This is a genomic window from Acidiphilium acidophilum, assembly GCF_033842475.1.
In the GTDB taxonomy this organism is placed as follows: domain Bacteria; phylum Pseudomonadota; class Alphaproteobacteria; order Acetobacterales; family Acetobacteraceae; genus Acidiphilium; species Acidiphilium acidophilum.
In genome coordinates, this window is sequence record NZ_JAWXYB010000018.1 from 2,811,233 (window position 1) to 2,824,049 (window position 12,817).

Below are 12,817 nucleotides of genomic sequence, written 5' to 3' on the forward strand. Positions count from 1 at the left end.
AAGTTTCCATGCACCTTTTTTCCAAAAAATAGCCATTCTTTCACCTTCCTCTACCGTCTCAGCAGCCCGCCCCCGTCATTCCGAAGCCAAAACCGCTCTTTCTTACCCCAGCACCCCCAACATCCGCCGCCGCGTCCCCGCCCATTCCCGCGTCAGATACGGTGAAGCCGCCCCCACCGCGCTGACCGCCTCCAGCAACGGAAAACCCGGCGCCTCCCGCCGCCGATAATCCCACGAGCCATCCCCCGTCTGCATGATCGTACCAACCCCCTCCCAGCACCGCCGCCCGATCCGCACCACCCCATCCGGAAACGCCCGATCCACCGCCTCGACCACCGGCCCGATCGCCTCTCGCGGCACGGAAACCCCTCGCCGCTCCGCCCACAAACTCAGCGCCGTCAGCCCCCTGATCACATCGTAATGATAAAACCGTGGAAAACACGGCAGCATCCAGGACGCCGCCGCCTCCCGCTCCGCCGCATTATGCCGCGTCTCCGAGCCCATCGTCAGCCGCCGCCCCACCATGAACCCCGCCGCACGATCGAGAAAACTGGCCGCCTCCTCGCTCAACCCCTCCGCCGATTTCAACGCCATCGCCTCGAACGCCGCAATCGTCCCCACCATCGAACTCGGGCACTCATCCGTCACGGCATACGCCGATTCATCGCAATTCATCCCGCCATCCGCCATCTGATTGGCCACGAACCACGGCCCGACCCACGGCAGTTCCGCATCCACATCGACCCCGAACCCATCGAGCACCCGATACACATTGCCCAACTGGCAATGACACGCCGTAAAATAAGGATCAGCCCCCTTTGGCAATTCCCCAGGCCCGTCCATGAAAATCGTGAACGGCGTCGCCTTCATCGCATCAACGAACGCCCGCATCGTCCGCTCCGGAATCCGCCGCGTCTCGCCCATCTCATGCAACAGCAACATATGCCACCAGGGCGAATCCCATTTCGGCCAGTAGGAACTCGCCTCCAGACAAGCCAGCGCCTCGGCGGACCCCAAATACCCGACACTCGCGGCAATCTCGTCATCGAACATCATCGTCCTCCATATATCGATCACATCATCGCAACTCATCCGCGCCGGAGGCGGTAGGGAAGGCAAGGGAAGTTGTTCTTTTTTGCAAAAAAGAACCAAAAAACTCTCTGACTCCGGGCCCGTGCCCGTGAAAACGCCCGTGCCCCAGAGGAGCGAAAGTTTTTTGCTACTTTTTTTCAAAAAAGTAGCCTTCTTCCCTCCACTACGCTTTCTCACCCCCCACCCCATGTGATGAATAGCATGCGTGTCCAGCATCGCGCCCCCTCACCCTCACGCCGCCGCCGATCCGATCGGCCAGTTCATCCAGATCCTGCGGGATCTTCTGGCCGTCATCGCGCGCAAGCGTCCCAGCCCCTTTCTCGCGGTCAGCGTCCTCGACAGTCTGTGCCGGCACCTCGAATATTTCCTCCACCGCCTCACCCGCGCCGCGATCACGCTGGCCAAACCCACAGTCTTCGGCCCGCCCGCACCCCGCACCCGCCCCGCATCGACCAAGCCGCGCAAACCCCGCGAAATCATGCACATCCTCGGCTGGATACCCGCCCTCGCCGCCTACTGGCTGTCGGACATCGCCGAAGACATCGGCATCACCAGCACCGAACTCACCACCCTGCTGGCCGGTCAACCCTTCCAATCCCTCGTCGCGCGCTACCCCAAACTCGGCCGCACCATCCGCCCGATCTGCCGCGCCTTCGGCATCAAACCCCCCGGACTCCTCCGCCTGCCGCAGCGCCCGCGCCCCAAACCCGCGCCCTGGCCGATCCCCCTCGACCCCGCCGACATCCGCATCCCCGACAAACACTACCACGGCGTCCATTTCGGCCCCGGCAACCGCTTCTGGCCACCCCAACGCAAAGCCCCGCGAAAACGACCCTGAACACCAACGCCCCAACACATCCATTTCGTTACGATTTAGCAACTTAAACCTCCGGAACCGTCCTCCGATATTGTCCGCCACCCGTCCCTATGGCACCACCATCCCCACCACGATCAAGGGCCATCCCATGAACCACGCGATCCGCCTCGCAACTGCCGCCTCACTCGCCCTCGTTTCAATCTCCCCCGCCTTCGCCTCACCCGAAACCCTTCAGCTCACCCCCGGCAACATGCTGGCGCAAACCCATTCCAGCGCCATGCTGTTCACCGTCACCGGCACCTACCGCCAGCTCGCCGGAACCCTCACCTTCGATCCGGTCGCGAAAACCTGCGCGGTCGATGTCACGTTCCAGACCCGCAGCCTCGCTCTGCCCAATGCCATCGTCCGCGGTCAGGTCATGGCGAAAGACTTCCTCGACCCGCAGAAATACCCCACCTCCCGCTACGTCGGCACCTGCGCCGATAACGGCACCATGATGATCGGCAACCTCACCAACCACGGCCAGACCCATCCGTTCGACATGAAAATCACCTACGTCATGAAAGACGGCAAACTGATCGGCATCGATACCGAGGGCGCGTTCAACCGCTATCACTGGGGCCTCAACGGCGAGTCGATGACGGTCGGCAAAATGATCAGGGTCACCAACAAAATCTCCCTCGACGGCAAACCCCCGACCTGACCGATGGGGAAGCTGATCTGGCTCGCCTCCTTCCCGAAATCCGGCAACACCTGGCTGCGCGCCTTCCTCCACAACTACCTCACCGACCCCGCAACCCCCCACCCGATCAACCGTCTGACCGATCTCACCACCGGCGAAAGCGGCGCTGCCCTCTACCACCGGCACGACCCCCGCCCCGCAAGCACCTACACCGCCGCCGATGCCGCCCGCCTCCGCCCCCGCGTCCACCACGACCTGATGGGCAACGACCCCGAACGCGTCTTCGTCAAAACCCATAACCCCGCCATCACCCTCCACGGCACCCCGTTGATCACACCCGAAGTCACCGACCGCGCGATTTACCTCCTCCGCGACCCGCGCGACATCGCCATCTCCTACGCCGCCCATCTCGGCATCACCCTCGATGCCATGATTGCCCTCCTCGCCGACGATCGCGCGGTCGGCGGCGGCAACGACCATAAAATCCTCGAATTCATCGGCTCCTGGTCCCGTCACGTCGCCTCATGGACCAGCAACCCCCACCCCAAACTCCTCGTCCTCCGCTACGAAGACCTCCTCGCCGACCCCACCGACGCCTTCACCGACGTCATCCGCTTCCTCGGCGCGACCCCCGACCCCGCCCGCCTCCAGCGCGCCATCAGCTTCAGCAGCTTCGCCACCCTCAGCCGGCAGGAACATGCCACCGGCTTCGCCGAACGCCCCGCGCAGGCAAAAACCCCGTTCTTCCGCACCGGCATATCAGCCCAATGGCGCACCCTCCTCACCAACACCCAACGCCGCCGGATCGAGCGGGATCACGCAGTGCAGATGCGGCGGTTTGACTATAAGTAGGGAAGCAAGCGCTTCTTTTTTGTAAAAAAGAAGCAAAAAACTTCTTTTACCTGGGGCACGGGCGCTCCAAAGGCACGGGCACAGAGGAACAAAGTTTTTTTGCTTCTTTTTGTTCACAAAAAGAAGTCTTAACCCTCCCCTTCCTCAATACCCCTTCTCAAAATCCACCACCGTCCCCGGCTCCCGCCCCTCCGCCAGCGCCGTCAGATTGGCAAAGAACATCGCGAGCGTCGCCGCATTGTAGTGGTCCGGATCATCCGACGAGATATGCGGGGTGATCACCAGATTCCGCGCCTCCCAGACCGGATCGCCCGGCGGTATCGGCTCCTCGGCAAACACGTCGAGCACCGCCCCCGCAATCTCCTCCGCGTTCAGTGCCGCCACCAGCGCTGGCTGATCCACCAGCCCGCCCCGCCCGATATTGATCACCCCGGCATGGCGCGGCAGCAACCCGATCCGCCGCGCATCGAGCAGATGTCGCGTCGCCGGCGTCAACGGGCAGGCCAGCAGCAGAAAATCCGTCCCCGGCAGCACCGCATCAAGATCCCCGATCGTCCGGGTCTCGTCACAATCGGGATGCGGTGCATCCCCATTGCGAATCCCGGTCACATGAATCCTGAACTGCCGCGCCCGCCGCGCCGCCCCGCCACCCAGCCCGCCGACACCCACGATTGTGGCCCGCCGCCCCGCCACCACCCCGGACGGACGCCGATGCCAGCGATGAGCCCGCTGATCGGTTGCGAAACGCGGCATATGCGCGGCCAGCATCAGCATCGCCATGATCGCGAATTCCCCGGCCCGATCCGCATGAACCCCACGATTGTTCAGCAGCTTCACCCCGGCCGGAATCATATCGAACGGCACCAGCGCATCCACCCCTGCCGCGGTCGATTGAATGATCCGCAGCCTCGGCGCCCGTGTCAGATCGAGCCGCCGCACCGCCCCCGGCGTCGCGATCAGCACTTCCATCGTGGGTGCCGCCGCCGCGAAATCATCGAGCGTGACCCCCATCGTCAGGGAATGCCCCTGCCCGATCGCACCGGCCAGCGCCGCCGCCTCGTGAAACTCGGCTGCAGTCAGCTTGAGAAACGGGCTGTCGGCGAATTCGTGGATATGGATATGCATGGCTACCCCTGCTGATGAAATCCGAAATGCAGCAGCAGGAACAGCACACCGCCGATCAGAAATCCAACCAGCGTCCCGTTGACCCGGATGAACTGCAAATCCTTGCCCACCCGCAATTCCAGCTTGTCGGTGATCGTCGCGGCATCCCAGTTGCCGACCACCCGCCCGATGAACCCGGCAATCTCCACCTGCGCCGCCGGCAGCAGCCGCGCGACCACCGCCCCCGCCGCCGCCGAAATCCGCGCCCGGGTCGAAGGATCATCGCGCAACATCCCTCCGAGATTGGCCAGCGCGTTATGGATCAGCGCGACACTGTGCCCCCCCGGTCGCATCGCATCATCCGCGATCGCATCGCGCAGCCGCGCCCAGATATCCGCCCCCCAGGCCCGCATGCTCTCATGGGTCACCACCGTCCGCAGCGCCGCCCCGAGCTCGGCGGCCCGCGCCGGGTCCTCGGTCAGCCGGGTGATCTCGCGCCCCACCCATTCATCGAACGCCGCCCGCAATTCCGACCCATCCGGCCCCACCCGATCCAGCTCGGTGTTCAGCGCGGTCACCACCTTCGCCGCGATATTCGCCCCCACCGCCCAGCCGACCAGCATCCCCCCCTGCTCGCGCACCCGCTCGCGCACGATGGTCTTGAGTTCCGCCTCGCGGGTCTGCAACATCGCGCGAAGTTGTTCGAGTATGAACGAAAACACCTCCTGATGCCGCCCGCTCTGCACCAGCGAGGCCAGCGCCCGCGCCACCACCCGCCCTGCCGCCGGCCCCCCGGCAATCCGGGGCAGCAACCGCCCGACCAGCTTGCGCGCCCGGCCATCCTCGACCGATTGCAACAATCGCGGCAGCGACCCCGCCAGCGTTTCCGCCATCGGCTGGGCGAGTGCCGGGTCCGCCAGAAACCGCCCGAGCAGATCGGGAATATCGAGCCCCTCCAGAAACCGCGCGACATCCGCCTCGGTAAACACATGATTGGCAACGAACCGCCCGAGCGCGGCACCCAGACGCTCCTTCTGCGCGGGCAGGATCGCAGTATGCGGGATCGGCAAGCCGAGCGGGTGGCGGAACAGCGCGGTCACTGCGAACCAGTCGGCGATCCCGCCGATCACCCCGGCCTTCGCCGCATCGCGCAGAAACAACGCTCCCAAAGTCGGGGGGAGCCAGTACGCAAAGACCGCCAAAGCGGCCATGAGCACCAGCAATCCGGTCGCGAATGCACGGTGACGGGCGAGCGACCGGCGAAGCGGTGCATCGGGATCGGGAGCGGTCGTCGGTGAAGCCATCGGCGAGATGTGGCCTGAGGGCGTCCGATCGGCAAGGCTCGGCGGGCGCGATGAATGTTTTGCTTGCCCACCCGCCGCCCGATGGTGCAAATTGCGCTTGGAGGATCGAGCCATGGTCGGGCGCAACGCGGATCAGGTCAAACCACCATCACAATCATCCGCCGGCTGGCGCCCCGGCTCCGCCGGCTGGCGACCGAGCCGCAATCGCGAACGATTATCGCCCGCCATCTGGATCGCCGGTTTCCTGCTCGCCGCCGCGGTGATCGCCGTAATGGCTGCCCTGTTCGGCACGACCTGATACGTCTCTGGGCAACCTCGCCCACCCGGGTCTAGACTTGCGCCATGGACCGAAACGAAGATGCGATCAATTCCGACCTCGCCGCCCTGACGGGTCGCACCGCACTGGTGCGCGATACCGTCTCCGCCCACCGGATCGCGGCCCTCGCCGCGACGCTCGACACCGATCCACCGTCCGATGGCACGGTGCCGCCGCTCTGGCACTGGGTCCTGTTCCAGGACTGGCCGAAATGGAGCACCCTCGGCCCCGACGGCCATGCCGCTCGCGGCGAGTTCATGCCCGCGATCGCGGGGATGGAACGGCGGATGTGGGCCGGAAGCGCGATAACCTTTCACCGCTCCCTGCGGATCGGCGAGGCGGTGGAACGCCGCTCCACTATCGCCGGTGCCACGCTGAAACGCGGCCGCACCGGCCTGCTTGCCTTCATCCAGCTACGCCACGAAATCGGTCCGACCGGCGAAATCGCGATCACCGAATTACAGGACGTGGTCTACCGCGCCGCCGATGACCCCGCCATCAGCGCCGCCACGCCCGAGCCCATCCCCCAAGCTGCCCGCACCCGCAGCGTCATGCCGGATGCGCTGACCCTGTTCCGCTACTCCGCGGTCACCGGCAACAGCCACCGCATTCATTACGATTACGAATATGTCACCGGCACCGAACATTATCCCGGCCTCGTGGTTCAGGGCGCCCTCCAGGCGACCTGGCTGGCCGATTTCGCCCGAACCTGCCGGGGCAGCGCCCCGATCGGGCATTTCGAATTCCGCGCCCGCCGCGCGGTGTTTCAGGGCCGGCCCGTAACCCTCACCGCTCTCGACACCCCGGACGGCCTCGATCTCGCCCTGCGCGACAGCAGCGATGCGATCTGCATGGTCGGCCGGGCGCGCTGATGGGATTTCTGACCGAAGCCGAACCCGAACGCGGTGTCGCGCAGCAAATCCTGCCCGGAATCCGCCGCCTCGTCGCCCGCAATCCCGGGATCATGACGTATCACGGCACCAACACCTACCTGATCGACGGCGATGACGGCCTGACCGTGCTCGACCCCGGACCCGACGATCCGGCCCATATCCGCGACCTTCTGAACGCAGCGGGCAACGTACCGATCACCCGGATCGTCCTATCCCACACCCATCACGACCATCTCGGCGCACTCGCCGGGCTGAAAGCCGCAACCGGCGCGCCGAGCTACGGATTTCAACGCCCGGCAACCCGGTCATTCACCCCGGACCACAAGCTGGCGGACGGTGATTCGATCGCCGGGCTGGTTGCGGTTCACACCCCGGGCCACGCCAGCGACCATCTCGCCTTCGCGTATCGAGATTTTCTGTTCAGCGCCGATCACGTGATGTCGTGGTCGTCCTCGATCGTCAATCCGCCGGATGGCGACATGCAGGCCTATTACGCCTCGCTGCACCGCCTGCTCGACCGGAACGACACCGCTTATCTCCCCGGTCACGGCCCGCTGCTACCCAACCCGCGCGCTCTTGTTGCGGAAATGCTCGCCCATCGGCGCAAACGCGAGGAAACCATTCTGGCGGCGGTGCAAAACGCTCCAACCACAGTCGCCGAATTGGCACATCACCTCTACGCCAAGCAGGACCCGATGCTGAAAATCGCGGCGGAACGTAACGTTCTCGCGCATCTGATCAAGCTGCGGGCAGAGGGCATCGTCATCGAGCATGCGAATATCTGGCAGGCGATATGAATTTACTCACGGCCCCGTGATATTCCGGGCGGATCGTCCCATATCAGCGATCCCTCAATACCGGAGCCATCACATGACGTTCGTCCGTTCGACCCTCGCCGCCGCCCTCGCCGTTCTGGCGATCGGCAGTTTCACCCAGGCCCAGGCCAAAGGCTGCCTCAAAGGTGCCGTGGTAGGCGGCGTCGCCGGCCATTACGCCCATCACCATGCCGTTCTCGGTGCGGTCGGCGGCTGCGTCGCCGGGCATGAACTCGCCAAGCACAAAGCCAGGGTCGCCCGCGAGAAAGCCGCCCAACAGCACGCCACCGCCGGTAACTGAGCAAAACAAAACGGCCGACCCTTTTCGGGCCGGCCGTTCATCTCTCCAATAACCGAGGCGATCAGGCCCCGAGGCGCGCCTGCACCGCATTACGCTGTTCGGCCCGCTGTTCCGAAACTTGGGTCTTCATCGATTTCTGAAGCTTCTCGAACGCCCGGACCTCGATCTGGCGCACCCGCTCCCGCGAGATATTATACTGTTGCGACAGATCTTCGAGAGTGGTCGGCTCGTCCTTGAGCCGGCGCTGGATCAGGATGTGCCGCTCGCGATCATTCAGGGTCTTGAGCGCGGTGGCCAAAAGCGCCCGTCGACCGGTCATTTCCTCGCGATCGCCAATGCTCTCTTCCTGGCTGTCGGCATCGTCGACCAGCCAATCCTGCCATTCGCCCTCGCCATCCATCCGGATCGGCGCGTTCAGGCTGTTATCCGGCGCCGCAAGGCGACGGTTCATGCTGATGACGTCCTGCTCCGGTACGCCGAGCACGCGGGCCACCTTGGCCACCTGCTCGGGCTGCATGTCGCCATCCTCGATCGCCTGCATCTGACCCTTCAGGCGACGAAGGTTGAAGAACAGCTTCTTCTGCGACGCGGTAGTGCCCATTTTGACCAGCGACCAGGAATGCAGAATGTATTCCTGAATTGCGGCCCTTATCCACCACATTGCATAGGTCGCGAGGCGGAAACCGCGTTCCGGATCGAACCGCTTCACCGCCTGCATCATGCCGACGTTACCCTCGGAAATCAGCTCGCCGAGCGGCAAACCATAACCTCGATACCCCATCGCGATCTTGGCAACGAGCCGCAGATGCGAGGTGACCAGCTTGTGAGCGGCCTTGTGATCCTCATTGTCGCGCCAGGCACGGGCCAGACGATCCTCTTCCTCGGGTGCCAGCATCGGGTATTTGCGGATTTCCTGAAGGTACCGCGAAAGATTGCCCTCGCTCGGGGCCATAGTGCTCATTCCGGAGGCCATTGGTAGCTCCTCTCGACGTGTTTGTGTCGTCTTCTGTTCAGACTGGACATGGATCAGGTGTGCAACAACCGACCCTTCGTGATGCCTCGTCTCTTGCTGCGAGGGTTATACACCCAGAACCGGTTTCGCAGCATCACGGTCTCGTGATATGACCTGAAAACGCGGTAATCGGGGGTTAAGCTGAGGGGTCTAAACAAATAATTCACTTGACAGTGGTTTTCATACTACGAAATCGCGCCAGAAGTCAAGAATATCAGACTGCATAAGTCCGGTATAAGACCTGTTCAAAACCGTTATAAATCGTCCAGCGCATCGATCAGCGCGGCGAAATCGCCAGGTGCCGGCGTCTCGAACCTGAGCGCCTTTCCGGTGCGCGGATGGACGAAACCGAGGCTCGCGGCATGGAGTGCCTGACGGGGAAAATCGAGCAACAGCGACCGCGCCGGCTCGGTGATATGCATGGCAGCTGCTGGTTTGCGCCGCAGATATACCGGGTCGCCCACGATCGGATGGCCGGCGTTCGCGAGATGCACGCGGATCTGGTGGGTGCGACCGGTCGCGAGCCGGCAGGCGATCAGCGCCGCCCCCAGCCCGAATTGCCGTTCGGTGGCGTAGTGGGTCAAGGCGTAGCGTCCTCCGCGTGCCACCACCGCCATCCGTTTGCGCTCGCGCGGATCGCGGCCGATCGCGCCCTCGATCGCGCCCGATGCCGGTTGCGGCGCGCCCCAGCACAGAGCGAGATAGTGACGCTCGATATCGCGCGCAGCGAAGGCTTCGCTGAGCGCGTGGTGGGCGATTTCGGTTTTCGCGACGACCATCACACCCGACGTATCCTTGTCGAGCCGGTGCACGATGCCGGGCCGGCGTTCGCCGCCGATCCCCTGGAGGCTGTCGCCGCAATGGGCGATCAGCGCGTTCACCAGCGTTCCTTCCTGATTTCCCGGCGCGGGGTGCACGACGAGCCCGGCGGGTTTGTCGAGGACGATCAGGTCGTCATCCTCATGGAGGATCGGAAACGGTATCGACTGGCCCCGCGGCGTCGCGGGCAGCGGGGCCGGAATCTCGATCTGGACAGTATCGCCCGCGCGCACCGGGGCCGATGGGGTGCGGCTCGGGATGGCATTGCACGTTACTGCCCCGTCCTCGATCAGGATTTTTATCCGTGAGCGTGACAGTCCGGCGAGATGGTCGGCGAGAAACCGGTCCAGCCGCTCACCCTGATCGGCGGGCGTGGCGCAAACGAGGATCGTCCCATACAATAAGGCCGGATCAGGGAGTTGGCTGGATGGATCAGACTCGGGACTCACGGAAAGGGACACCGGATTTGCGGGGGTTGAAGGCGCTGGTGATCGGGCTGGGCGTGCTGATCGTGCTCGGCACCGCCCTCGTGATCGGGGTTGTGGTCAAACGGTTCATGGAGTCAACCGGACACGCACCGGTGAGTATCGTGAGTGGGGCACCGTTTGCGACGGTTCTGCCTGGCGGGTCGGGCGGCAAAATCGCGGGGATCGCCGGGGCGGGTGGCGAGGTGGCGGTTTGGATCGATGATGGCAAAGGAGGCCGGATCGATTTCATCGATCCGCGGAGCGGGGCCGTTTTGGGCTCCGCACGGGTGCGATGAACCGAAAAACCGCTCTGCCCAGCAAGATTTGCGCTGCTTGCGGGCGGCCGTTCAACTGGCGGCGCAAATGGGCGCGTGACTGGGATAATGTGAGGTATTGTTCGGACGCGTGCCGTTCGGGCCGCCGTGACGCGGCGCTTTCGCGGCGGAGCGGGCGCGGCTCTTGAAGAGCGGCACGATCTCGATTATCAACCGGCTCGACGTCCCGTTCGTCTAGAGGCCTAGGACACTGCCCTTTCACGGCGGCAACACCGGTTCGAATCCGGTACGGGATACCAAATGCATCGGCTGGGCTGGTTTTGCCAGCGGGGGATGTGAGATGGGCGGGGCGAGTATTGTCGGGTGGGCGCATCTGGCGTTCGGGAAGCTCGCGGCGCCCGATGTGGAAACTCTGATCGATGACGTTGCCGGGGCGGCGATTGCCGATGCGGGGGTTGATCCTGCGGAGGTCGACGGGGTGTTCGTCGGCAATTTCAACAATGGGTTCAGCCGGCAGGATTTTCCCTCATCGTTGGCGATGCAGGGGGTGCCGGAATTGCGATTCAAGCCGGCGATGCGCTGCGAGAACGCCTGTGCTTCGGGGTCGGCTGCGGTTTATGCCGCGCGGGATTTCATTGCGGCGGGGCGGGGGCGGATTGCGCTGGTGGTGGGGGTTGAGAAAATGACCGGCGTGGCTTCGGCTGCGGTGGGGGATATTCTGCTGGGGGCTTCGTACCGGCGGGAGGAGGGTGAGACGCCGGGGGGATTTGCCGGGGTGTTCGGGCGGATTGCGGAGAGTTATTTTCAGCGGTTCGGCGATCAATCGGATGCGCTGGCGGCGATTGCGGCGAAGAATCATCGCAACGGAGTGGATAATCCGTATGCGCAGATGCGGCGGGATTTCGGAGTGGAATTCTGCCGGAACGTTTCAGAGAAAAATCCTTATGTGGCGGGGCCGTTGAAGCGGACCGACTGTTCGCTGGTGAGCGACGGGGCGGCGGCGCTGGTTCTGGCGGATGAGGAGGTTGCGGCGGGGCTCGCGCGGGCGGTGCGGTTTCGGGCGGCGCAGCATGTCAATGATTTTCTGCCGATGTCGCGGCGGGATGTGACGCGGTTCGAGGGCGGGGCGGTTGCCTGGGGGCGGGCGCTGGAGCAGGCGGGGCTCACGATCGGGGATTTGTCGTTCGTGGAGACGCATGATTGCTTCACGATCGCGGAGTTGATCGAGTACGAGGCGATGGGGCTGGCGCCGCATGGGCAGGGGGCGCGGGTGGTGCTGGACGGGGTAGTTTCGGCGGAGGGGCGGTTGCCGGTCAATCGGTCGGGCGGGTTGAAGGCCAAGGGGCATCCGGTGGGGGCGACCGGGGTTTCCATGCATGTTATGGCCGCGATGCAGCTCACCGGGGAGGCCGGTGGGATGCAGTTGCCGCGCGCGGAGATTGGCGGGGTGTTCAACATGGGGGGCGCGGCGGTCGCCAATTACGTTTCGATATTGGAACGCTCACGATAGGATTGCCGGGCGGCTCGGCGGGTTCGATGGCGTGATGCGCTTGCGGCGGGGCTGGCTGGGGTTCGGGCTGGGGCGCGGGGATTGCGAGGATTGGCGGGCGGGCCATGCCGAGGGCGGCGAAGAGGGGGCGCAGGGTGCGACCGATGGCGGGGTTGGTTTCGATGAGTTCGGCCATTGCGGGGTCGGCGAGGAGATCGCTGAGCTGTTGCGCGGGGTAGATGAGGGCGCTGGGCATTGTTTCGCTATCGGGGAGCAGGCGGCGGAGCCAGCCCTGGCTTGTGGGCAGAGGGGGTTCGGGCCTGATTGGGGCCGGCTTGCGGATTTGCGGGGCGCGGATGCGGCGCGGGCGCGGGCCGATGAGGGCGGCGCGAGTGAAGCGGGCGGCGAGGCGGGTGATGCGCTGCCAGATCTGGATGAGACGGGGGAAGGCGATACCGGAGGCGCGGCCCTGATCCATTATGATGTGGATCAGGATCGCGATGACCAGGTCGAAGCGGCCGAGCATGGCCTGCTGGGAGGGAGTGGGGGCGGTTCGCACAGCGGGAGATAAGCATGACG

Annotated in this window: 16 protein-coding genes and 1 tRNA gene; 11 read left to right on the forward strand and 6 right to left on the reverse strand. The window is 64.5% G+C overall.

All coding sequences use genetic code 11. The features are described from left to right. Nucleotides 1-102: 102 nt before the first annotated feature. Complete coding sequence (locus SIL87_RS16015) at nucleotides 103-1,056, reverse strand: hypothetical protein (RefSeq protein WP_319615130.1); 954 nt, start codon at nucleotides 1,054-1,056, stop codon at nucleotides 103-105. Nucleotides 1,057-1,297: 241 nt separating this feature from the next. Here SIL87_RS16015 and SIL87_RS16020 point away from each other — a divergent pair, with 241 nt between their 5' ends. From SIL87_RS16020 to SIL87_RS16030, 3 genes are all read left to right on the forward strand, one after another. Continuing rightward, entirely contained in the window at nucleotides 1,298-1,930 is a 633-nt protein-coding gene (locus tag SIL87_RS16020) for a hypothetical protein (protein WP_319615132.1), read from the forward strand. 70 nt (nucleotides 1,931-2,000) lie between these two features. Continuing rightward, nucleotides 2,001-2,612, forward strand: a complete 612-nt coding sequence (locus SIL87_RS16025; protein ID WP_319615133.1) for a YceI family protein — start codon at nucleotides 2,001-2,003, stop codon at nucleotides 2,610-2,612. Nucleotides 2,613-2,615: 3 nt separating this feature from the next. Beyond that, nucleotides 2,616-3,443 carry a sulfotransferase domain-containing protein gene (locus SIL87_RS16030; protein ID WP_319615134.1) on the forward strand — a complete coding sequence of 276 codons (828 nt, stop codon included), beginning with the start codon at nucleotides 2,616-2,618 and terminating at the stop codon, nucleotides 3,441-3,443. Nucleotides 3,444-3,587: 144 nt separating this feature from the next. Here the strand turns inward: SIL87_RS16030 and SIL87_RS16035 are convergent, their stop codons facing one another. Both SIL87_RS16035 and SIL87_RS16040 read right to left on the reverse strand, forming a co-directional pair. After that, a complete protein-coding gene (locus SIL87_RS16035) occupies nucleotides 3,588-4,568 on the reverse strand; it encodes a D-2-hydroxyacid dehydrogenase (protein ID WP_319615135.1) in 981 nt (326 codons plus the stop codon). 2 nt (nucleotides 4,569-4,570) lie between these two features. Beyond that, nucleotides 4,571-5,851: a DUF445 domain-containing protein gene (locus SIL87_RS16040; RefSeq protein ID WP_319615136.1), complete on the reverse strand. Its 1,281-nt coding sequence runs from the start codon at nucleotides 5,849-5,851 to the stop codon at nucleotides 4,571-4,573. Between the two features lie 112 nt (nucleotides 5,852-5,963). Between SIL87_RS16040 and SIL87_RS16045 the strand changes: the two genes are divergently transcribed. The 4 genes from SIL87_RS16045 (at nucleotide 5,964) to SIL87_RS16060 (ending at nucleotide 8,176) form a co-directional block, all read left to right on the forward strand. Then, complete coding sequence (locus SIL87_RS16045; RefSeq protein WP_319615137.1) at nucleotides 5,964-6,149, forward strand: hypothetical protein; 186 nt, start codon at nucleotides 5,964-5,966, stop codon at nucleotides 6,147-6,149. Nucleotides 6,150-6,193: 44 nt separating this feature from the next. Then, nucleotides 6,194-7,039, forward strand: coding sequence for an FAS1-like dehydratase domain-containing protein (locus SIL87_RS16050; RefSeq protein WP_319615138.1), 846 nt, complete (start codon nucleotides 6,194-6,196; stop codon nucleotides 7,037-7,039). Further along, complete coding sequence (locus SIL87_RS16055; RefSeq protein WP_319615139.1) at nucleotides 7,039-7,857, forward strand: MBL fold metallo-hydrolase; 819 nt, start codon at nucleotides 7,039-7,041, stop codon at nucleotides 7,855-7,857. The genes SIL87_RS16050 and SIL87_RS16055 overlap by 1 nt, the downstream gene beginning before the upstream one ends. Nucleotides 7,858-7,930: 73 nt before the next feature. Then, complete coding sequence (locus SIL87_RS16060; protein ID WP_319615141.1) at nucleotides 7,931-8,176, forward strand: hypothetical protein; 246 nt, start codon at nucleotides 7,931-7,933, stop codon at nucleotides 8,174-8,176. A 61-nt stretch (nucleotides 8,177-8,237) separates the two neighbouring features. Here SIL87_RS16060 and rpoH read toward each other — a convergent pair whose 3' ends face one another. Together rpoH and SIL87_RS16070 are read right to left on the reverse strand one after the other, a co-directional pair. Continuing rightward, nucleotides 8,238-9,149, reverse strand: coding sequence for an RNA polymerase sigma factor RpoH (gene rpoH / locus SIL87_RS16065; RefSeq protein WP_405055240.1), 912 nt, complete (start codon nucleotides 9,147-9,149; stop codon nucleotides 8,238-8,240). 293 nt (nucleotides 9,150-9,442) lie between these two features. Further along, nucleotides 9,443-10,408, reverse strand: a complete 966-nt coding sequence (locus SIL87_RS16070) for an RluA family pseudouridine synthase (protein WP_319615142.1) — start codon at nucleotides 10,406-10,408, stop codon at nucleotides 9,443-9,445. A gap of 26 nt (nucleotides 10,409-10,434) precedes the next feature. Between SIL87_RS16070 and SIL87_RS16075 the strand changes: the two genes are divergently transcribed. From SIL87_RS16075 to SIL87_RS16090, 4 genes are all read left to right on the forward strand, one after another. Next, the gene (locus tag SIL87_RS16075) at nucleotides 10,435-10,770 is read left to right on the forward strand and encodes a DUF6476 family protein (RefSeq protein ID WP_319615143.1); all 336 of its coding nucleotides are present in this window, start codon (nucleotides 10,435-10,437) and stop codon (nucleotides 10,768-10,770) included. Then, nucleotides 10,767-10,937, forward strand: coding sequence for a DUF2256 domain-containing protein (locus tag SIL87_RS16080; protein ID WP_319615144.1), 171 nt, complete (start codon nucleotides 10,767-10,769; stop codon nucleotides 10,935-10,937). Before SIL87_RS16075 ends, SIL87_RS16080 begins: the two co-directional genes overlap by 4 nt. 35 nt (nucleotides 10,938-10,972) lie before the next feature. Continuing rightward, nucleotides 10,973-11,048 (forward strand) — tRNA-Glu (locus SIL87_RS16085). Nucleotides 11,049-11,089: 41 nt separating this feature from the next. After that, nucleotides 11,090-12,259 (forward strand): acetyl-CoA acetyltransferase, encoded by a 1,170-nt coding sequence (locus tag SIL87_RS16090; RefSeq protein WP_319615145.1) that lies wholly within the window; start codon nucleotides 11,090-11,092, stop codon nucleotides 12,257-12,259. Here the strand turns inward: SIL87_RS16090 and SIL87_RS16095 are convergent. Then, nucleotides 12,201-12,797: a hypothetical protein gene (locus tag SIL87_RS16095; protein WP_319615147.1), complete on the reverse strand. Its 597-nt coding sequence runs from the start codon at nucleotides 12,795-12,797 to the stop codon at nucleotides 12,201-12,203. The genes SIL87_RS16090 and SIL87_RS16095 overlap by 59 nt on opposite strands. Between the last annotated feature and the right edge of the window lie 20 nt (nucleotides 12,798-12,817).